The 17,972-nt window shown below is 71.8% G+C and carries 20 protein-coding genes and 1 tRNA gene; 16 read left to right on the forward strand and 5 right to left on the reverse strand.

Annotation, left to right across the window (positions count from 1 at the left end; genetic code table 11):
- Positions 1–4: 4 nt before the first annotated feature.
- From QOL88_RS34395 to QOL88_RS34410, 4 genes are all read left to right on the forward strand, one after another.
- Positions 5–916, forward strand: a complete 912-nt coding sequence (locus tag QOL88_RS34395) for an ATP-binding cassette domain-containing protein (RefSeq protein WP_097223309.1) — start codon at positions 5–7, stop codon at positions 914–916.
- A 1-nt stretch (position 917) separates the two neighbouring features.
- The gene (locus QOL88_RS34400) at positions 918–1,820 is read left to right on the forward strand and encodes a sugar phosphate isomerase/epimerase family protein (RefSeq protein WP_097222134.1); all 903 of its coding nucleotides are present in this window, start codon (positions 918–920) and stop codon (positions 1,818–1,820) included.
- Between the two features lie 18 nt (positions 1,821–1,838).
- Complete coding sequence (locus QOL88_RS34405; RefSeq protein ID WP_097222135.1) at positions 1,839–2,858, forward strand: Gfo/Idh/MocA family protein; 1,020 nt, start codon at positions 1,839–1,841, stop codon at positions 2,856–2,858.
- A gap of 70 nt (positions 2,859–2,928) precedes the next feature.
- Positions 2,929–3,534 carry a GOLPH3/VPS74 family protein gene (locus QOL88_RS34410; RefSeq protein WP_097222136.1) on the forward strand — a complete coding sequence of 202 codons (606 nt, stop codon included), beginning with the start codon at positions 2,929–2,931 and terminating at the stop codon, positions 3,532–3,534.
- A 135-nt stretch (positions 3,535–3,669) separates the two neighbouring features.
- Here QOL88_RS34410 and QOL88_RS34415 read toward each other — a convergent pair whose 3' ends face one another.
- Genes QOL88_RS34415 through QOL88_RS34425 form a run of 3 tightly spaced genes read right to left on the reverse strand, consistent with a single transcriptional unit; the run spans position 3,670 to position 6,663 of the window.
- Positions 3,670–4,674, reverse strand: a complete 1,005-nt coding sequence (locus QOL88_RS34415) for a Gfo/Idh/MocA family protein (RefSeq protein ID WP_097222137.1) — start codon at positions 4,672–4,674, stop codon at positions 3,670–3,672.
- Between the two features lie 46 nt (positions 4,675–4,720).
- A complete protein-coding gene (locus QOL88_RS34420; protein WP_097222138.1) occupies positions 4,721–5,497 on the reverse strand; it encodes an SDR family oxidoreductase in 777 nt (258 codons plus the stop codon).
- Positions 5,498–5,505: 8 nt separating this feature from the next.
- Positions 5,506–6,663 carry a phytanoyl-CoA dioxygenase family protein gene (locus QOL88_RS34425; RefSeq protein WP_097222139.1) on the reverse strand — a complete coding sequence of 386 codons (1,158 nt, stop codon included), beginning with the start codon at positions 6,661–6,663 and terminating at the stop codon, positions 5,506–5,508.
- 108 nt (positions 6,664–6,771) lie between these two features.
- On the opposite strand from QOL88_RS34425, the gene QOL88_RS34430 reads away from it, so the two are divergent.
- Both QOL88_RS34430 and QOL88_RS34435 read left to right on the forward strand, forming a co-directional pair.
- A complete protein-coding gene (locus QOL88_RS34430) occupies positions 6,772–7,803 on the forward strand; it encodes a LacI family DNA-binding transcriptional regulator (RefSeq protein ID WP_097222140.1) in 1,032 nt (343 codons plus the stop codon).
- A gap of 63 nt (positions 7,804–7,866) precedes the next feature.
- Positions 7,867–8,478, forward strand: a complete 612-nt coding sequence (locus QOL88_RS34435; RefSeq protein ID WP_097222141.1) for a TMEM175 family protein — start codon at positions 7,867–7,869, stop codon at positions 8,476–8,478.
- A 133-nt stretch (positions 8,479–8,611) separates the two neighbouring features.
- Here the strand turns inward: QOL88_RS34435 and QOL88_RS34440 are convergent, their stop codons facing one another.
- Positions 8,612–9,775 carry a Gfo/Idh/MocA family protein gene (locus QOL88_RS34440; protein ID WP_097222142.1) on the reverse strand — a complete coding sequence of 388 codons (1,164 nt, stop codon included), beginning with the start codon at positions 9,773–9,775 and terminating at the stop codon, positions 8,612–8,614.
- A 111-nt stretch (positions 9,776–9,886) separates the two neighbouring features.
- Between QOL88_RS34440 and QOL88_RS34445 the strand changes: the two genes are divergently transcribed.
- Positions 9,887–10,885, forward strand: coding sequence for a LacI family DNA-binding transcriptional regulator (locus QOL88_RS34445; protein ID WP_097222143.1), 999 nt, complete (start codon positions 9,887–9,889; stop codon positions 10,883–10,885).
- A 13-nt stretch (positions 10,886–10,898) separates the two neighbouring features.
- Here the strand turns inward: QOL88_RS34445 and QOL88_RS34450 are convergent, their stop codons facing one another.
- Positions 10,899–11,243 (reverse strand): cupin domain-containing protein, encoded by a 345-nt coding sequence (locus QOL88_RS34450; protein WP_097222144.1) that lies wholly within the window; start codon positions 11,241–11,243, stop codon positions 10,899–10,901.
- 279 nt (positions 11,244–11,522) lie between these two features.
- On the opposite strand from QOL88_RS34450, the gene QOL88_RS34455 reads away from it, so the two are divergent.
- The 9 genes from QOL88_RS34455 to QOL88_RS39030 all read left to right on the forward strand — a co-directional run bounded on the left by QOL88_RS34455 (position 11,523) and on the right by QOL88_RS39030 (position 17,942).
- Entirely contained in the window at positions 11,523–12,173 is a 651-nt protein-coding gene (locus tag QOL88_RS34455) for a GntR family transcriptional regulator (RefSeq protein WP_097222145.1), read from the forward strand.
- Between the two features lie 49 nt (positions 12,174–12,222).
- Positions 12,223–12,978 (forward strand): PIG-L deacetylase family protein, encoded by a 756-nt coding sequence (locus QOL88_RS34460; protein ID WP_097222146.1) that lies wholly within the window; start codon positions 12,223–12,225, stop codon positions 12,976–12,978.
- Positions 12,975–13,685, forward strand: a complete 711-nt coding sequence (locus QOL88_RS34465; protein ID WP_097222147.1) for a 4-carboxy-4-hydroxy-2-oxoadipate aldolase/oxaloacetate decarboxylase — start codon at positions 12,975–12,977, stop codon at positions 13,683–13,685. The genes QOL88_RS34460 and QOL88_RS34465 overlap by 4 nt, the downstream gene beginning before the upstream one ends.
- A gap of 11 nt (positions 13,686–13,696) precedes the next feature.
- Positions 13,697–14,758 (forward strand): 4-oxalomesaconate tautomerase, encoded by a 1,062-nt coding sequence (locus QOL88_RS34470; RefSeq protein ID WP_097223310.1) that lies wholly within the window; start codon positions 13,697–13,699, stop codon positions 14,756–14,758.
- The gene (locus QOL88_RS34475; protein WP_097222148.1) at positions 14,755–15,705 is read left to right on the forward strand and encodes a catechol 2,3-dioxygenase; all 951 of its coding nucleotides are present in this window, start codon (positions 14,755–14,757) and stop codon (positions 15,703–15,705) included. Before QOL88_RS34470 ends, QOL88_RS34475 begins: the two co-directional genes overlap by 4 nt.
- 129 nt (positions 15,706–15,834) lie before the next feature.
- Positions 15,835–17,166 (forward strand): MFS transporter, encoded by a 1,332-nt coding sequence (locus QOL88_RS34480; RefSeq protein WP_097222149.1) that lies wholly within the window; start codon positions 15,835–15,837, stop codon positions 17,164–17,166.
- Positions 17,167–17,302: 136 nt separating this feature from the next.
- The gene (locus QOL88_RS34485) at positions 17,303–17,524 is read left to right on the forward strand and encodes a hypothetical protein (RefSeq protein WP_143668912.1); all 222 of its coding nucleotides are present in this window, start codon (positions 17,303–17,305) and stop codon (positions 17,522–17,524) included.
- 43 nt (positions 17,525–17,567) lie between these two features.
- Positions 17,568–17,641, forward strand: a tRNA-Pro gene (locus QOL88_RS34490).
- A gap of 223 nt (positions 17,642–17,864) precedes the next feature.
- Complete coding sequence (locus tag QOL88_RS39030) at positions 17,865–17,942, forward strand: 50S ribosomal protein bL37 (protein ID WP_370443954.1); 78 nt, start codon at positions 17,865–17,867, stop codon at positions 17,940–17,942.
- Positions 17,943–17,972: the final 30 nt, after the last annotated feature.

The raw sequence follows: 17,972 nt of genomic DNA on the forward strand, positions 1-17,972 counted from the left end.
CGCGATGACCAGCAAAGAAACGGGCACCCACGGTGCCGTCCTGAAGGACACCCCGCCCGCCGACGAGCGTCCCCTGGTGGAACTGCGCGACGCCGGCAAGTCCTACGGCAACATCCGTGCCCTGCACGGCGTGAGCCTCGAAGTCCACCCCGGCAGGGTGACCTGCGTCCTCGGCGACAACGGCGCCGGCAAGTCCACCCTCATCAAGATCATCTCGGGACTGCACCAGCACACCGAGGGCGAGTTCCTCGTCGACGGCGAACCGGTGCGCTTCTCCACCCCGCGCGAGGCCCTCGACAAGGGCATCGCCACGGTCTACCAGGACCTCGCGGTCGTCCCGCTGATGCCGGTGTGGCGCAACTTCTTCCTCGGCTCCGAGATGACCAAGGGCCCCTGGCCCGTGCGCCGCCTCGACATCGAGACGATGAAGAGGACCGCGGACGAGGAACTGCGCAACATGGGCATCGTCCTGGACGACATGGAGCAGCCCATCGGCACGCTCTCCGGCGGCCAGCGCCAGTGCGTCGCCATCGCCCGCGCCGTCTACTTCGGCGCCCGGGTCCTCATCCTGGACGAGCCGACCGCCGCACTCGGCGTCAAGCAGTCCGGCGTGGTGCTGAAGTACATCGCCGCCGCCCGCGAGAAGGGTCTCGGCGTCATCTTCATCACCCACAACCCGCACCACGCCTACATGGTCGGCGACCACTTCAGCGTGCTGCGCCTCGGCACCATGGAACTGTCCGCCTCCCGCAGCGAGGTCAGCCTCGAAGAGCTGACCAACCACATGGCCGGCGGAACCGAACTGGCCTCCCTCAAGCACGAGTTGGCGCAGGTCCGCGGCGTCGACGTCGAAGGGCTCCCCGAAGAGGGGGACCTCACCGCTCCCGTAGCCACGTCCTCGGAAGGAAAGTCCTGACATGGCCCACGCGCTCGACCGCATCCGGGTCGGCTCCGCCCCCGACTCCTGGGGCGTCTGGTTCCCCGACGACCCCCAGCAGGTGCCCTGGGAACGCTTCCTCGACGAGGTCACCGAGGCCGGCTACTCCTGGATAGAACTCGGTCCGTACGGCTACCTGCCGACCGACCCGGCCCGGCTCACCGACGAGGTGACCAAGCGGAACCTGAAGGTCTCCGCCGGCACCATCTTCTGCGGACTGCACCGCGGCCCCTCCGAGTGGGACTCCACCTGGGAGCAGGTCAGCCGGGTCGCCGCCCTCACCCAGGCCATGGATGCCAAGCACCTGGTCGTCATCCCGTCCTTCTGGCGCGACGACAAGACCGCGGAGATCCTGGAGGCGCCGGAGCTCACCACCGAGCAGTGGCGCCACCTCACCACGGGCATGGAGCGCCTGGGCCGCGAGGTGAAGGACACGTACGGCCTGGACATCGTCGTCCACCCGCACGCCGACACCCACATCGACACCGAGGCGCACGTCGAGCAGTTCCTCGACTCGACCGACTCCGACGCGGTCAACCTCTGCCTGGACACCGGGCACTACGCCTACTGCGGCGGCGACAGCGTCAAGCTGATCGAGACGTACGGCGAGCGCATCGGCTATCTGCACCTCAAGCAGGTCGACCCGGAGATCCTCGCCGACGTCGTCAAGAACGAGGTCCCCTTCGGCCCGGCCGTCGCGCGCGGTGTGATGTGCGAACCGCCCGCCGGTGTACCGGAGCTGGGCCCCGTCCTGACGGCCGCCCAGAAGCTGGGCGTGGACCTCTTCGCCATCGTCGAGCAGGACATGTACCCCTGTGAGCCGGACAAGCCGCTGCCGATCGCGGTGCGCACCCGTAAGTTCCTGAGGTCCTGCGGCGCCTGACGACCCGAAAGGACGGCCATGACGGAGCGTGCCCCTCTGGGAGTCGCGGTCATCGGTACCGGAAGGATGGGCGCCGACCATGTGCGCCGCATCCACGAAGTCACCAGCGGAGCACGGGTGACGGCCGTCGTGGACGTCGACGCGGAGCGCGCGAAGGCCGTCGCCGCCCGTGTCGAGGGCTGCACCGCCTACACCGACCCGGCTGCCGCGATGACGGCGGCCGGCGTGGACGCCGTCCTGATCGCCTCCCCGGGCCCGGCCCACGAGGCCACCCTCCTCGCCGCCTTCGAGCACGATCTGCCCGTCCTGTGCGAGAAGCCGCTCACCCCCGACGCGGCGTCCGCGCTGCGCGTCCTCGAAGCCGAACAGCGCCTCGGCCACCGCCGGGTCCAGGTCGGCTTCATGCGCCGCTACGACCCCGAGTACGCGAAGCTGAAGGCCCTGCTGACGACGGGTCAGCTGGGCCGTCCGCTCATGCTGCACAACCGGCACCGCAACGTCGCCAGTCCGCCCTTCTTCACCAGCTCCATGCTGATCAGCGACTCCGTCGCCCACGAGGCCGACGCGACGCGCTGGCTGCTGGGCCACGAGATCACAGCCGTCACGGTGCTGCGCCCCACCCCTTCGGCCAGCGCCCCGGACGCCCTCCAGGACCCCCAGTTCGTGGTCTTCGAGACCGACGGCGGCGCCCTCAGCGACGTCGAGATCTTCGTCAACTGCGGCTTCGGCTACCAGGTCCAGGCCGAGGTGGTCTGCGAACGCGGCACCGCCCGCATCGGCGACGGCCACGCCTTGGTCACCAACATGGCCGGCCGCTGGGGCGGCACCATCGCCCAGGACTGGACCGAACGCTTCGAGACGGCCTACGACCACGAGATCCAGACCTGGATCGACGCCACCCGCCGCGGCGAGGTCACCGGCCCGAGCACCTGGGACGGCTACGCCGCGGCGGCGGTGTGCGAGGCGGGAGTGCGGGCCCTGGAGGAAGGCGGCCGGGTGGAGGTCGAGCTGGTGGGGCGTCCGGCGCTGTACGCGTGACAGGGGCGCGGGACACAGCCCCGGCCCCTTGCCGCGTGTAGCGTAAACACAGGCGTAGAGGGGAGCGGTGATGGGCACGGCACGCGACCTGATGATCGTGGCGGTGGACGGGGCGACGAGCCGGCCGGTGACGCAGGGTGACCTGTCGCTCGGGCTGGCCGGGGCCGAGGTGTTCGACCTCCTCGCCGTCGAAGCGGTGGCGCTGGACGACGACCGCATCGTCCCCCGCCTCACGCCGCCCCTCGACGACCCTCTGCTCGAACAGGCCGCGGCCGGGCTGGTGCGTGACAAGCCCTACGAGACGGTCGAGGACTGGCTGTGGCGCAGGGGCCGCGGACTGGCCGAGCGGTACCTGACCGTCCTGACCGAGGAGGGGCTGGTCGCACGGCCCCGCGCCTCCTGGCTCCCCTTCCGCGGCGCCGCCGGGCCGACGCCGGTCAGCTCTCCCGCCCGGCAGCGCGCCAGGGACCGCCGGGCGGCCGACGAGCCCGTGCTCACCACACTCGCGGCCGCTGTCGGAGCGCGCGACGACGTGCCCGAGGACCTCGCCGTGCCCCACGGCGCCGCCCAGACCGTGTTCGCCGCAGTGGTCGGCGCCGTGACGGAGCTGGACGCCGTCCGCCGGCGACGGGCCGTCGAGAACGCGGCGTTCGCCAACGTCTGGCGGGGTGCGTGAGCCGTCTTCTTTCACCACACTGCGGCCGCTGATCCCTGCTGGACCTGTTGCCCGCCGACTTCCACGCCTGTGGCAGGCCCACATCGGAGTGGAGACGCGGGGGGCCCGGCCCGCCCCACCGCGCCACGCGGTACGTCAGACCGCCCGTACCTCCTCGATCGTCACCGGCCGGTGCTCCCGCAGGGACAGGGTGCACGCGTCGGCGATCCAGCCCGCCTCCAGGGCGTCCTCGATCGTGCAGGGGGAGGGGCGGGTGCCGGCGACGACCTCGGTGAACGCGGTCAGTTCGGCGCGGTAGGCGTCGGTGAAGCGGTCCATGAAGAAGTCGTGCGGGGTGCCCGCCGGGAAGGTCACCCCGGGCTCGACCGAGCGCAGCGGCAACTTGTCCTCCAGGCCGACGGCGATGGAGTCCTGGAAGCCGTGGATCTCCATGCGGACGTCGTAGCCGCGGGCGTTGTGGCGGGAGTTGGACACCACCGCGATGGTGCCGTCGTCGAGGGTGAGGATCGCGCCGGTGGTGTCGGCGTCGCCGGCCTCCTTGATGAAGTGCGCGCCGCGGTTGCCGCCGACGGCGTAGACCTCGGTCACCTCGCGGCCGGTCACCCAGCGGATGATGTCGAAGTCGTGCACCGAGCAGTCGCGGAAGATGCCGCCGGAGGAGGCGATGTAGGCGGCCGGCGGGGGCGCCGGGTCGAGCGTGGTGGAGCGGACCGTGTGCAGCTTGCCGAGCTCACCGCTCCGCACGGCGGCGCGGGCGCCCACGAACCCGGCGTCGAAACGGCGGTTGTAGCCGATCTGGATCGGCACGTCCCGGCCGGCGACGGCCTTGAGCACCTCGACACCCTCGGCCATGGTCCTGGCGACGGGCTTCTCACAGAAGACGGGGACGCCGGCCTCGACCCCGGCCAGGATCAGCGCCGGGTGGGCGTCCGTGGCGGCCGCGACGACGATGCCGTCCACACCGGCGGCCAGCAGGGCCTCCGGCGAGTCCACGACCTCGGCTCCGAACCGCTCGGCGGCGGCCTTGGCGGCGTCCGCGAACGGGTCGGTGAGGACGAGGGAGTCGACGGCGTCGAGTCCGGAGAGGGTCTCGGCATGGAAGGCGCCGATGCGGCCGAGGCCGAGGATTCCGATACGCATGGGGGTGTTGCTCCTAGAGAGGGTGCGGGTGTCTTGCGGAGAGTTGTCAGTCCAGTCCACCGAGGACGTTCTGGTCCCAGTCGATGACCGACCCGGTGACCACCCCGGAGCGATCCGACAGCAGGAAGACCACGAAGTCGGCGATCTCGTCCGGCTGGCCGAGCTTGCCCATGGGCAGCTTCGCGGCGGCTTCGTCACGCCAGTCGTCCCCGGCCCCGTGGAAGGCCTTCTGCGTGGCGTCCTCGCCTTCCGTCGCGGTCCAGCCGATGTTCAGGCCGTTGATCCGGACCCGGTCCCACCGATGCGCGTGCGCGGCGTTGCGGGTCAGGCCGATCAGCCCGGCCTTGGCGGCGACATAGGGCGCGAGGAACGGCTGCCCGCCGTGCGCCGACGACGTGATGATGTTGACGATCGTGCCGGGCGCCTCGCGCCCCACCATGTCCGCCACCGCCGCCTGCATCGCGAAGAACGGCCCCTTGAGGTTGATCCCGATGTGCTGGTCGAACAGCTCGGGCGTGGTGTCCAGCAGCGTTCCCCGGGACGTCAGACCGGCGGAGTTCACGAGGCAGTCGACCCGGCCGTACGTCCGGACGACCCGGGCCACGGAGGCCTTGGCCTGCTCGGCGTCCGACAGATCCGCCCGGACGTACAGGGCCTTGCCGCCGGCGGCGGTCAGCTCCTCCACCAGCGCCTCGCCGGGCTCCGGGCGCCGCCCGGTGACGGCCACGACCGCCCCCTCGCGGACCGCGGCCCGCGCGATGGCCGCGCCGACCCCCTGGCTGCCGCCGTTGACCAGGACGACCTTGTCGTCGAGAAGTCCCATCGAATTCCTCAGCTCTCTCGCCGTTCGGCGCCGGCCCGCAGCTCCGCTCGGAGCGCCTGGGGCGTCCATGCCTCGCGCAGCGCCCGCCGCACCAGGTCCGCCTGCGAGGGCGGGGCCAGGCCGTCGACCGGCGGGTCGCTGTCGAGGTTGGTGGGGAAGGGGTAGCCCTCGGCGCTCGCCGCGACCACGTTGTCCAGCCACGCCTGGTCGGCGCCTGCCGCCTTGCGCTCGAGGAGGACCGGGTACACCGCGTTGGCCACCGCCTCCCGGTCCACCGTCTCCATCGCACGCCCGAACGCGGACGACACCTGCAGCAGGTTGGCCATGCGTCGGATGTCAGCGGAGCGGTTGGTGCCGGCCGCGTGGAAGAGGGCCGGGTTGAAGAACACGGCGTCGCCCTTGGCGAGCGGCAACTGCACCTGGTGCGCGTCGAAGTACGCCCGGAACTCCGGGAGCCGCCAGGCGAGATAGCCCGGCTCGTACTTCTGCGAGTGCGGAAGGTACATCGTCGGCCCGGACTCCACGGGCATGTCGCAGTGCGCGACCGCGCCCTGGAGCGTCAGTACGGGGGAGAGGCGGTGCACCTGCGCCGGGTAGGCGGCGGCGACCTCGTTCGACAGGAAGCCCAGGTGGTAGTCGCGGTGCGCGGTCTGGGCGGCGCCACCCGGGTTGACCACGTTGAGCTGGGAGGTGACCTGGTAGCCGGGGCCGAGCCAGGCGGTGGCCACCAAGGCCAGGATGTCGTTCGCGTAATAGTCGGCGAACGCCTCCGGGTCGTAGAGGGCCGCCTTCTCCAGCGCGTTCCACACCCGGTCGTTGGCGCCCGGTCTGGCGAAGTGGTCACCGGCCGCCGCACCCGAGGCGCGCTGCTCGGCGATCAGCGCCTCGAACACGTCGGTGGCCCGGTCCACGACCCGGGGGTCGGGAAAGGCGCCGCGGAAGACCACGATGCCGGGCCCGTCGGCGAGCGCCCGCACCAGCTCGGCCTGGACCACCCGGTCGCCCTCGAGCAGACCGCAGTCGTAGACGAGCACGTTCCGCTCCACGGCGGAGGCGTGCGGATAGTCGGCGGGATCGGTGGCCTGCTCGACCAGCGCGCGGAACGCGTCGAGATCGCAGTCCTGTTCGGACAGCCAGGAACGGTGGTGGACGGAAGTGAAGGACATCGTCGTCCCTTCGGGGTCACGGAGCGACGCAGCCCTGTCATTCTTGTCAGTACAAACCCCTCGAACAACCAGCAGCGAGCCATCAAAAACCCCTCAAGGAGCCGGCGCATGGGCCACCCGTTCCCGATCCGGGAGATCGCACGTCAGGCGGGCCTGAGCGAGGCGACCGTCGACCGGGTGCTGAACGGCAGGGGAGGCGTGCGCGAGAGCACCGCACGGGAGGTCCGCCAGGCCATCGCCGATCTCGACCGGCAGCGCACCCAGGTGCGGCTCGTCGGCCGCACGTTCATGGTCGACATCGTGATGCAGGCACCCGAGCGGTTCACCACGGCGATCCGCGCCGCCCTGGAGGCCGAGCTGCCGTCGCTGCGTCCGGCGGTGCTGCGCTCCCGCTTCCACTTCCGCGAGACCGGCCCGGCCGGGGAACTCGTACGGATCCTGGACCGGATCGCCCGGCGCGGCTCGCAGGGCGTGATCCTCAAGGCCCCGGACGTCCCCGAGGTCACCGCCGCGGTCGGCCGGCTCGAAGCCGCCGGGGTGCCGGTCGTGACCCTGGTGACCGACCTGCCGGCCAGCGCCCGCCTCGCCTACGTCGGCATAGACGACCGGGCCGCGGGCGCGACGGCGGCGTACCTGATGGGCCAGTGGCTGGGGGAGCGCCCGGGCAACATCCTGACCAGCCTCAGCAGCGGCTTCTTCCGCAACGAGGAGGAGCGTGAGATGGGCTTCCGCAGCGCCATGCGCGCCCGGCACCCCGAGCGCACACTGGTCGAGATCGCCGAGGGACAGGGGCTGGACGCCACCCAGTACGACCTCGTCCGGGCCGCTCTGGAACGCGACCCCGGCATCCGCGCGGTGTACTCGATCGGCGGTGGCAACATCGCCACGCTGCGGGCCTTCGACGATCTCGGGCGCGAGTGCGCGGTGTTCGTCGCGCACGACCTCGACCACGACAACACCCGTCTGCTGCGCGAGCACCGGCTGTCCGCCGTGCTCCACCACGACCTGCGCCAGGACGTGCGCGAGGCCTGCCACACCGTGATGCGCGCCCACGACGCGCTGCCGCCGGCGGGGCCGACCCTGCCGTCGGCGATCCAGGTGGTGACGCCGTACAACATGCCCCCGCAGGCGGCCGTGTGATCCGAGGGCGATGCGGGGCGTGGGTCCGGGAGGAGCCGCGTGCCGGCCCCTACCGTCGGGCGCATGTGGACCTCGCGCCCGGACGGCGGCCCCGAGCGGTTGGTGACCCTGGTCGACGGCGTGTTCGCCATCGCCATCACCCTGCTCGTCCTGGATCTCTCGGTGCCCCGGGAGCTCGACCCCGCCGCCTACCGCCGGGCCCTGGGCGAGCTGCTCCCGGACCTCGGGGCGTACGCGCTGAGCGTCGCGGTGCTGGGGAGTTTCTGGCGTGACCACCGGCGGATCTTCCAGGACGTCCGGGAGATCGACGGCCAGGTGATCGGCATCTCGATGGTCGGCCTCGGCGTCGCCGCCCTGGTGCCGTTCCCGACCCGGCTGCTCGCCGAGTACGGCGCGCAGTCCGTGTCGGTCGCCGTCTACGCGGGCGCCGTCGCCGCTCTGGGCGCCTGCCACCTCGCGGTGGCCGCCGTCCTGGCGAGGCGCCCCTGGCTGCGCCACGACAGGCCCTCCGAGGCGGCGACCACGCTGTACCTCCTCGACAGCGCCACGTCGGTGGTGGTCTTCCTCGCCACCGTCCCGCTGGTCCTGGTGACGGGCCCGAGAATCATGTGGATGTGGCTCGCCCTCGTGCCGGTGAAGGTCTACCTGGGCCGAAGGCTGCACCGCCCGGGCTGAGGGCGGGAATCGCGCCCGGGCCCGAGGCCTGGCACGGGCACGGGCCCGAGGTTGGGCACGGGCCTGAGTCCGAGCCCGGGCCTGAGTCCGAGCCCGAGCCGGCGCCCGAGTCCGGGCCCGGCGGGGTGGGGGGTCACTTCCGCCCCGTCACCTCCGCCCAGCTCCCGCTCTGCGCCGACCGCGCCATCGCGTCCAGCGCGGCCGCACTGTGCACGGCGTCCGTGAGCGTCGCTCCGTGCGGCGTGCCCTCGGCGACCGACCTGAGGAAGCGGTACGCCTCGATGACCTTCAGGTCGTCGTACCCCATGGCGTTCGCGGCGCCCGGCTGGAACGCCGCGAACTCCCCGTGGCCCGGGCCGACATGGACGGTGGTGACGGACTGGTCCTGGTACGTGGTGCCCCGGCTGATGCCGAGCTCGTTCATGCGGCGGAAGTCCCAGAACACGGCGCCCTTGGTGCCGTGCACCTCGAAGCCGTAGTTGTTCTGCTCGCCGACCGAGACCCGGCAGGCCTCCAGGACGCCGCGCGCCCCGGAGGCGAAGCGCAGCAGGCAGCTGACGTAGTCCTCGTTCTCGACAGGGCCGAGTTCGCCTCCGGCGGCGCGGCTGTGGCCCGCCGTGGCGCCGGTGGGACGGGCCCGCTCCGGGAGGAAGATCGCCGTGTCGGCAGTCAGGGACGTGATGTCGCCGAGCAGATGACGGGCCAGGTCCACGCCGTGCGACGCCAGGTCGCCCAGCACCCCGCTGCCGCCCCGCTCCCGCTCGTAGCGCCAGGTCAGCGCGCCCTCGGGGTGGGCCGCGTAGTCGCTGAACAGCCGGACGCGGACATGGGTGACCGTGCCGATCTCCCCGGAGGTGATCAGCTCGCGGGCGGCCTCCACGGCGGGTGCGTTGCGGTAGTTGAAGCCCACGGCGCCCTGCACACCGGCCTGGGCGACCGCGTCCGCGACCGCCCCCGCGTCCTCGGCGGTCAGGCCCACCGGCTTCTCGATCCAGATGTGCTTGCCCGCCTCGGCCATCGCGACACCGATCTCGCGGTGCAGGAAGTTCGGCGCGGTGATGCTGACCGCCCGCACGCGTGGGTCGGAGGCCACCTCGCGCCAGTCCCGCGTCGTCGAGGCGAACCCGAACTGCGCGGCGGCCTCCTCCGCCCGGCCCGGCACCTCCTCCGCGACCGTCACGAGCTCCGGGACGAGGGGGAGCCGCGGATAGTGGTGCCGCACACGCGCGTACGCCTGGGTGTGCACCCGCCCCATCCAGCCGAATCCGATGACGGCGACGCCGAGCGTGTCCACCATGAGAGCCCCTCTTTGGACCGTTCCAGAACCTGTTCAGGCCACCCTGGGTGGGGTTCGCCGACGCTGTCAACCCTTTGACAAGCCGTGGCGTCGCATGGAACGGTCCATCCCATGAGAGCGCCGACGATCCGGGACGTGGCCGAACGGGCCGGCGTCTCCAAGTCGCTGGTCTCTCTCGTGCTGCGCGGCTCCGACCAGGTGCGCCCAGAGAAGCGGGACGCCGTGCTCCGCGCCGCCCGGGAGCTCGGCTACCGGCCCAACGCCGCCGCCCGCAGCCTCAGCGAGCAGCGCACCCGCACGGTCGGCGTCCTCCTGAACGACCTGCGCAACCCCTGGTTCGTGGACCTCCTCGACGGTCTGAACTCCCTGCTGCACGCGGGTGGCCTCCGCATGTTGCTGGCCGACGCCCGCCTCAACCGCCGCACCGGTCAGGACCCGGCCGATCCGCTGCTGGACCTGCGGGTCGACGGTCTGGTCGTGGTCGGCACGCTGCCCGACCCGGCGGCCCTCGGCCAGGTGGCCGAGCGGATCCCGGTCGTGCTGTCCGGCACCCGCGAACCGGCCCCACCGGGGGTCGACGTCGTGGCGGGCGACGACGAGCGGGGCGCCCTGCTGGCCGCCGAGCACCTGATCGGCCTCGGGCACCGCCGTATCGCACACATCGCGGGCTACGGAGCGGTGGGCGAGCTGCGCCGCCGGAGCTTCGAGGCGACGATGCGCCGGCACGGTCTCGCGGACCAGGTGCTGGTCGAGCCGAGCGACATGACCGAGGAGGGCGGCTACCGCACGACCGTCCGGCTGCTCAGCCGCCCCGACCGGCCCACGGCCGTCTTCGCCGTCAACGACATCGCGGCCATCGGCGTGCTCTCGGCGGCCGAGGAGCTCGGGCTGCGCGTGCCGCGCGACCTGTCCGTCGTCGGCTACGACAACACGAGCATCGCCCGGCTGCGGCACGTGTGGCTCACGTCGGTCGACAACTCCAGCCACGAGGTCGGCCGCCGCGCGGCCCAGTGCCTCTTGAAGCGCTTCGAGGGCGCCGGCGGGGCGGGCCGGGTCCAACTGGCCACGCCCACCCTGGAGATCCGGGGATCGTCGGCCCCGGCGCCCTGATCGCGCACCTCACTCAGAGGGTGATCGCGTACGCCTTGCGCAGGGTCTCGTGCACCGTCCACGTCGTACGGTCGCCCTCGCGCAGGACGGCCATGTCGCCGGGCCCGACCGTGAGCGTCGGCCCGCCCTCGACCTCGATCGTCGCCGAACCGCTGATCACCACGAACAGTTCGTCGGCCTCGGTGTCGGTGACCACACCGGGCGTGATCTGCCAGACGCCCCGGACCTGACGGCCGTCCTCCGACTCCCAGACCACCTTCCCGGTCACCTCGGGTGTCCCGGAGACGATCTGCGCGGGCGCGAGGGGCTCGGGTTCGAGCTCGGCGTCGGGGATGTGGAGTACGAAGCTGTGCGTCATGCGCCGACCCTAGACCTGGTGAGCGGGGGAGCGGCCTGGACAGAGTGTGGGGCGCCGACCGGGCCGGGCGGACACTTCGTCGCTCCGATTCCGCGGACGGACCGCTCCGGCTCCGCAAGGCACGACGCTCCGATCCGCGGACGAGCCGCTCCGACTCCGCGGGAGCCCACGGGCGTTGCCACCCCGATGCCCACATCCACGCCAATACGGCGAACAAAATTGTTGACAATAGTGTTTGGCTAGATTTACGTTCGACAGGCACTCATTCAGGGAGGGCACATGCCGAACGAAGCCCGTCCGAGCACCGGGGAGCAGGCCAAGCAGCACGCGCTCGCGCAGCTGCGGCAGGCGATCCTGCACGGCGAGATGGCACCGGCGCAGCGGCTGGTGGAGAACGAACTCGCCGAGCAGTTCGGTGTGACGAGGGCCAGCATCCGGGCGGCACTGATCGATCTGGAGGCACAGGGCCTGGTCGAGCGGATCCGCAACCGCGGTTCGCGGGTCCGGGTGGTGACCGTGGAGGAGGCGGTCGCCATCACCGAGTGCCGCATGGTCCTGGAAGGGCTCTGTGCGGCGAAGGCGGCCGTGGCGGCGAGCGACGAGCAACTGGCCGAACTCACCACCCTCGGCACGGCGATGACCAAGGCCGTGGCCGACGGCGAACCGGTCACCTACTCGGACCTCAACCACGAACTGCACGCCCGTATCCGGGAGTTCTCCGGCCAGCGGACCGCCGTGGAGCTGCTGGAGCGGCTCAACGCCCAACTGGTGCGCCACCGCTTCCAGCTGGCGCTGCGGCCCGGGCGCCCCCAGCAATCCTTGAAGGAGCATCTGGCCATGATCGAGACGATCGAGGCCAGGGACCCGCAGGCGGCCGAGACGGTCGTCCGCGCCCACCTCGGCAGTGTGATCGAGGCGCTGCGCGACTGACGCACACGCGCGAGGCGGGCGCCTCACCTGTTCAGCAAGGAGACACGGCATGACCCACGGCAACGCGCCCGCCGGCACCCGACCACGGTCCACCCTCGTCGTCACCGCACACGCGGGCGACTTCGTGTGGCGGGCGGGCGGCGCCATCGCCCAGGCCACCGCCCGCGGCGAGCAGGTCACCATCGCGTGCCTGACCTTCGGCGAGCGCGGCGAGTCCGCCAAGGCCTGGCGCGAGGGGAAGAAGCTGGAGGAGATCAAGGCCATACGCCGCGAGGAGGCCGAGCGGGCCGCCGCCACCCTCGGCGCGGAGGTCCGCTTCTTCGACGCCGGCGACTACCCGCTCCTCGCCACCCCCGAGCTGACCGACCGACTCGTCGAGGTCTACCGGGACGTCCAGCCCGACGTCGTGCTCACCCACCCCGTCGACGACCCGTACAACGGCGACCATCCGGCCGCCAACCGCATGGCCCTGGAGGCCAGGGTGCTCGCCCAGGCCATCGGCTACCCGGGGCCGGGCGAGATCATCGGCGCCCCTCCGGTCTTCTACTTCGAGCCGCACCAGCCCGAGATGAGCGGCTTCCGCCCCGAGGTGCTGCTCGACATCACCGAGGTGTGGGAGACCAAGCGCACGGCCATGGAGTGCCTCGCCGCCCAGCGCCACCTGTGGGACTACTACACCGACCTCGCCGTCCGCCGCGGAGTCCAGCTCAAGCGCAACGCCGGGCCCAACCTCGGCCTGCCCCACACGACCATGGCCGAGGCGTACATGCGCCCCTACCCGCAGATCGCGAAGGAGCTGGCATGAGCGGCGTGATCGTCACCGGTCCGCCGAAGGCGTCCGCCGAGGACGTCGAGGCCCTCGCCGGCCACGGTGTCGCCACCGTCCACGAGGCCATGGGCCGCACGGGCCTGCTCGGCCCGGGACTGCGCGCGATCCAGCAGGACACCCGGATCGCGGGCACCGCCGTGACGGTGCTCAGCTGGCCCGGCGACAACCTCATGATCCACGCCGCCGTGGAGCAGTGCGGCCCCGGGGACGTCCTGGTGGTCACCACCACCTCGCCCTCCACCGACGGCATGTTCGGCGAACTGTTCGCCACCGCGCTCCACCGGCGCGGCGTGCGCGGCCTGGTCATCAACGCCGGGATCCGCGACACGGCCGAACTGCGCGCGCTGGGCTTCCCCGCCTGGGCCGCCGCCGTGTCCGCCCAGGGCACGGTCAAGGCGACCGGAGGCTCGGTCAACGTGCCGGTCGCGATCGGCGGCCAGGTGATCCGCCCCGGCGACGTGATCCTCGCCGACGACGACGGTGTCGTGGTCGTCCCCCGCGAACAGGCCCGGCGCGCCGCCGAGGCCTCCGAGGCCCGCGAACGCAAGGAGGCGGCCACCCGCGCCGCGTTCCTCGACGGCCAACTGGGCCTGGACCGCTACGGGTTGCGCGGCAAGCTCGCGCAGCTCGGCGTGACCTACACGTCGTACGAGGAACACGCGAGGGACGGGGAGCGGTCGTGACCCCGCGCTGCATGCTGATGCGCGGCGGCACCTCCAAGGGGGCCTACTTCCTCGCCGAGGACCTGCCGGCGGACCCGGACGCCCGGGACGCGCTCCTGCTGCGCGTCATGGGCGGCCCCGACCCGCGGCAGATCGACGGACTGGGCGGCGGCCACCCGCTCACCAGCAAGGTCGCGGTGGTGTCACCGTCCACCGACCCGCGTGCCGATGTCGACTACCTGTTCCTCCAAGTCGCCGTCGACCGGCCCGAGGTGAGCAGCCGTCAGAACTGCGGGAACATCCTGGCCGGAGTCGGCCCGTTCGCCGTGGAGCGCGGGCTGGTCCCGGCGGGGGAGGAGCGGACCGCCGTCCGCATCCGCATGGTCAACTCGGGTGATCTCGCGACGGCGACCTTCCCGACCCCCGGTGGCCGGGTCGACTACGCCGGAGACACCCGGATCGCGGGCGTGCCCGGCACCGCCGCCGCCGTGACCATCGAATTCCCGCCGGGCGACGGGGAGTTGCTGCCGACCGGCCAGGCCCGGGACGACATCGACGGCGTCCCCGTCACCTGCGTCGACAACGGCATGCCGACCGTACTGATCGCGGCCTCCTCCCTCGGCGTCACCGGCTACGAGGCACCCGCGGACCTGGAGGAGAACACCACCCTCACCGACCGGCTGCACGCGCTCCGGCTGAAGGCGGGCCGCCTCATGGGACTGGGGGACGTCTCGAACACGACCGTGCCCAAACTGACCCTGCTGGCCCCGCCCAGGCATGGCGGGACGGTCAGCACCCGCACCTTCATCCCCGCGCGCTGCCACACCTCGATCGGCGTCCTCGGGGCGGCCGGTGTCGCCGCCGGACTGCGCATCGAGGGCAGTGTCGGCGCGGACCTCGCCCGGCCGCCCGCCGGAAGCGACCGGGTGCGCATCGAACACCCCACCGGTCACCTGGACATCGAGAGCGGCATCGGCACCGACGCCGGGGGCAGGCCCGTGGCCCGCCGCACGGCCGTGGTGCGCACCGCCCGCAAGATCTTCGACGGCACGGTCTTCCCCGGCCCCGACCGACCCCTCAAGGACCCCCGATGACCCCACCCCTGGGCGACATCGCCCACATCGGCCACACCCAGCTCTTCACCCCCGACCTGGACGCCAGCGTCGCCTTCTTCACCGACTACCTCGGTCTCACCGTCAGCGGCCGGGACGGCGGCACGGTCTATCTGCGGACGTACGACGACTACGAGCACCACAGCCTCGTCCTCACCGCCCGCGACCGGCCCGGCCTCGGCCGGCTCGCCCTGCGCACCGCCGGCGAGGAGGCCCTGCACCGCAGGGTGCGGGCGGTCGAGGAGGCCGGCGGCTCCGGCCGCTGGACCGAGGACGAACCCGGCCTCGGCAAGCTCTACGTCACCACCGACCCGGACGGCCACGAACACGCCCTCTACTGGGAGAGCGAGCACTACCGGGCCCCCGACGAGCTGAAGCCCGCCCTGAAGAACCAGCCGCAGGCCAAGCCCAACCGAGGCGTCGGGGTGCGGCGGCTGGACCACGTCAACTTCCTCGCCGCCGACGTCCTCGCCAACGCCGAGTTCCAGCAACAGGTCCTCGGGGCCCGGCCGACCGAGCAGATCCGCCTCGACAGCGGCCGGATCGCCGCCCGCTGGCTGACCTTCACCGACAAGTCGTACGACGTCGTCTACACCGAGGACTGGACCGGCTCGTCGGGGCGTCTGCACCACATCGCCTTCGCCACCGACACCCGCGAGGACATCCTGCGCGCCGCCGATCTCGCCATCGACACGGGCGTGTTCATCGAGACGGGCCCGCACAAGCACGCCATCCAGCAGACGTTCTTCCTGTACGTCTACGAGCCGGGCGGCAACCGCGTCGAACTGTGCAATCCGCTCACCCGCCTGGTCCTGGCCCCCGATTGGCCGCTGATCACCTGGACCGAGGCGGAACGCTCCCGGGGCCAGGCCTGGGGTCTGCGGACCATCGAGTCCTTCCACACGCACGGGACCCCGCCGGTGGCCTGAGCGGAGCGCGACCCACCCCGGACATCGGCAGGCGGAGACCACTGTCGATGAGATTGTTGACAAAACTGTTGACTCTCTCGGGGTGGGTCCTTAGCGTCGAGCGCACTCACGCACGAGAGGTAGCCAACGATGTCGTCCTCCCCCTCCCTGGCCGTACGCGGCAGCAAACTCGCCCTCCTGGCGGTGGCCCTGTGCTGGCTGGCCGTCCTCTTCGACGGCCTCGACATGTTCATCTACGGCTCGGTGCTGCCCCACATGCTGGAGGAGCGGGCCCTCGGCATCACCTCCGGCCAGGCCGGTGACCTCGGCAGCTACGCCACCTTCGGCATGCTGGTCGGCGCGCTCACCGCGGGCACGGTCGCCGACCGGATCGGCCGCAAGAAGCTGATGGTCGGCTGCGTGACGCTCTTCTCGCTCGCCTCCGGCCTGTGCGCACTCGCGAACGGCGTCACGCTCTTCGGCCTCGGCCGCACCCTGGCCGGCGTCGGCCTCGGCGGTCTGCTGCCCACCGCGATCAGCATGGTCTCCGACTACGCTCCCCGCGGCCGCGGCGCCCTCACCATCGGCCTGCTGATGACCGCCCACCACGCCGGCGGCATCCTCTCCGCCTACGTGGCCCTGTGGGTCGTCGAACCGCTCGGCTGGCGCGCCGCGTTCTGGATCTGCGTCCTCCCGCTGCTCTTCGTGCCGGTACTCGCCAGGCTGCTGCCCGAATCGCTCGGCTTCCTGCTCGCCCACGGCCGCACCGACGAAGCACGCGCCCTGGCGAGCCGCTACGACGTCGAGCTGCCCTCGGCGAAGACCGGCGCGGACGCACCCGCCCCCTCCCGCTGGACCTCTCTGGCGGGCCTGTTCCGCGGCGGCGAATGGATCCAGACCCTCCTCTACTGGGTGGCGTCCTTCGGCGGCCTGCTCCTCGTCTACGGCGTCGCCACCTGGCTGCCCACCCTGATGCGCAGCGAGGGCTACGAACTCGGCTCCGCCCTCACCTTCGTGGTCCTGTTCAACCTCGGCGGCATCGTCGGCATGCTGGTGGCGGGCCGCGCCTCCGACCGATTCGGCGCTCCGCGCATCTCGGCGATCTGGTTCGCGCTGACCGCCGCCGGCGTCTTCCTGCTCAGCGTCCACATGCCGCTCGCCCTCACCTTCACGGTGGTCTTCCTCACCGGCGTCTTCCTCAACAGCGCCCAGACGATGATCTACGCGACCGTCTCCATCCGGTCGGCCCCCGACAGCCGCGCCACCGCCGTCGGCTGGACCTCCGGCATGGGCCGCTTCGGCGCCGTCTTCGGGCCGTGGCTGGGCGGGCAGCTGCTCGCCGCGGGCGAGGGGGACTGGGGTTTCACGGCCTTCGCGCTGGCGGGCGTGAGCTCCATGGTGTTCATCGGCCTGGCCGCCGTGCGCGGGTCGCGTCAAACGGCCGAGGGCGGGACGAGCAGGACGCTGCTGGGCGCCCACTGACAGAGCTCCCGGTGTCCGTCTCAACCCCTATGCCCTGGTCGGGAGTTCCCACCGATTGGCGTATTGTTTGCGGCATATGCCCGGGAGTTGAGATGCCCGAAGGCATGCGACTGCGTGGGTGAAGGGGGAACAGGACGTGGACGAGACGGGGCGACGACCCGCCCGGCGGACCGGGCTGCCCGGAGGCGCCGTCACGGCACTCCTGGCCGTGGCGGCCTGCGCCGGCCACGCGACCAAGGCGGACCTGCCCTGGTGGGCCGTCCTCGCCGTCGCCGTCTCGGCGGTGGGTCTCGCCGGCTGGACCCGGCGCCCGGAACGACTGTCGGCACGGGCCGGGGGACGGTTCCCCATGCGGTAGGGTTGACCTGCGTGATCACGCGGTTCACCCGCGCGACGCGCATCGGGACGTGGCGCAGCTTGGTAGCGCACTTGACTGGGGGTCAAGGGGTCGCAGGTTCAAATCCTGTCGTCCCGACTCGTATGAGTCGCATGGAAGGGCTGTTTTCGGAGGCATCCGAAGACAGCCCTTCGGTATGTCCGCGCAGGTGCGACCGCGGCCAGGCCGGCACCGTGACATAGGCCACCCGGGTGCGTTTTCCCCGTGCGCGTTTGCGTTCGCGTCGGCTGGAAAGTGGCTCTGTAGTCACCGGACGCGCAATCCGGTGGCTGGTGACCGAAAGCCCGAAAGAGGAGGTTCGATGTCCTCGAAGCGACGTCGCAAGAAGAAGGCCCGCCGCAAGAACGGCGCGAACCACGGCAGCCGTCCGCAGTCCTGAGAAGTCCTGCGGGCGCGCCGACGCAAACGG

The sequence above is a fragment of the Streptomyces sp. Ag82_O1-12 genome (assembly GCF_900182715.1).
GTDB classification, from domain to species: Bacteria; Actinomycetota; Actinomycetes; order Streptomycetales; family Streptomycetaceae; genus Streptomyces; species Streptomyces massasporeus.

What these genes read in the sequence shown, in the direction of transcription:
- QOL88_RS34400 (WP_097222134.1), top strand. Translation starts at nt 918, where the DNA reads ATGGCCCACGCGCTCGACCGCATCCGGGTCGGCTCCGCCCCCGACTCC.
- QOL88_RS34415 (WP_097222137.1), bottom strand. Translation starts at nt 4,674, where the DNA reads ATGCGTATCGGAATCCTCGGCCTCGGCCGCATCGGCGCCTTCCATGCC.
- QOL88_RS34475 (WP_097222148.1), top strand. Translation starts at nt 14,755, where the DNA reads ATGACCCCACCCCTGGGCGACATCGCCCACATCGGCCACACCCAGCTC.
- QOL88_RS34405 (WP_097222135.1), top strand. Translation starts at nt 1,839, where the DNA reads ATGACGGAGCGTGCCCCTCTGGGAGTCGCGGTCATCGGTACCGGAAGG.
- QOL88_RS34420 (WP_097222138.1), bottom strand. Translation starts at nt 5,497, where the DNA reads ATGGGACTTCTCGACGACAAGGTCGTCCTGGTCAACGGCGGCAGCCAG.
- QOL88_RS34455 (WP_097222145.1), top strand. Translation starts at nt 11,523, where the DNA reads ATGCCGAACGAAGCCCGTCCGAGCACCGGGGAGCAGGCCAAGCAGCAC.
- QOL88_RS34425 (WP_097222139.1), bottom strand. Translation starts at nt 6,663, where the DNA reads ATGTCCTTCACTTCCGTCCACCACCGTTCCTGGCTGTCCGAACAGGAC.
- QOL88_RS39030 (WP_370443954.1), top strand. Translation starts at nt 17,865, where the DNA reads ATGTCCTCGAAGCGACGTCGCAAGAAGAAGGCCCGCCGCAAGAACGGC.
- QOL88_RS34450 (WP_097222144.1), bottom strand. Translation starts at nt 11,243, where the DNA reads ATGACGCACAGCTTCGTACTCCACATCCCCGACGCCGAGCTCGAACCC.
- QOL88_RS34435 (WP_097222141.1), top strand. Translation starts at nt 7,867, where the DNA reads ATGTGGACCTCGCGCCCGGACGGCGGCCCCGAGCGGTTGGTGACCCTG.
- QOL88_RS34430 (WP_097222140.1), top strand. Translation starts at nt 6,772, where the DNA reads ATGGGCCACCCGTTCCCGATCCGGGAGATCGCACGTCAGGCGGGCCTG.
- QOL88_RS34470 (WP_097223310.1), top strand. Translation starts at nt 13,697, where the DNA reads ATGCTGATGCGCGGCGGCACCTCCAAGGGGGCCTACTTCCTCGCCGAG.
- QOL88_RS34460 (WP_097222146.1), top strand. Translation starts at nt 12,223, where the DNA reads ATGACCCACGGCAACGCGCCCGCCGGCACCCGACCACGGTCCACCCTC.
- QOL88_RS34410 (WP_097222136.1), top strand. Translation starts at nt 2,929, where the DNA reads ATGGGCACGGCACGCGACCTGATGATCGTGGCGGTGGACGGGGCGACG.
- QOL88_RS34445 (WP_097222143.1), top strand. Translation starts at nt 9,887, where the DNA reads ATGAGAGCGCCGACGATCCGGGACGTGGCCGAACGGGCCGGCGTCTCC.
- QOL88_RS34480 (WP_097222149.1), top strand. Translation starts at nt 15,835, where the DNA reads ATGTCGTCCTCCCCCTCCCTGGCCGTACGCGGCAGCAAACTCGCCCTC.
- QOL88_RS34465 (WP_097222147.1), top strand. Translation starts at nt 12,975, where the DNA reads ATGAGCGGCGTGATCGTCACCGGTCCGCCGAAGGCGTCCGCCGAGGAC.
- QOL88_RS34395 (WP_097223309.1), top strand. Translation starts at nt 5, where the DNA reads ATGACCAGCAAAGAAACGGGCACCCACGGTGCCGTCCTGAAGGACACC.
- QOL88_RS34440 (WP_097222142.1), bottom strand. Translation starts at nt 9,775, where the DNA reads ATGGTGGACACGCTCGGCGTCGCCGTCATCGGATTCGGCTGGATGGGG.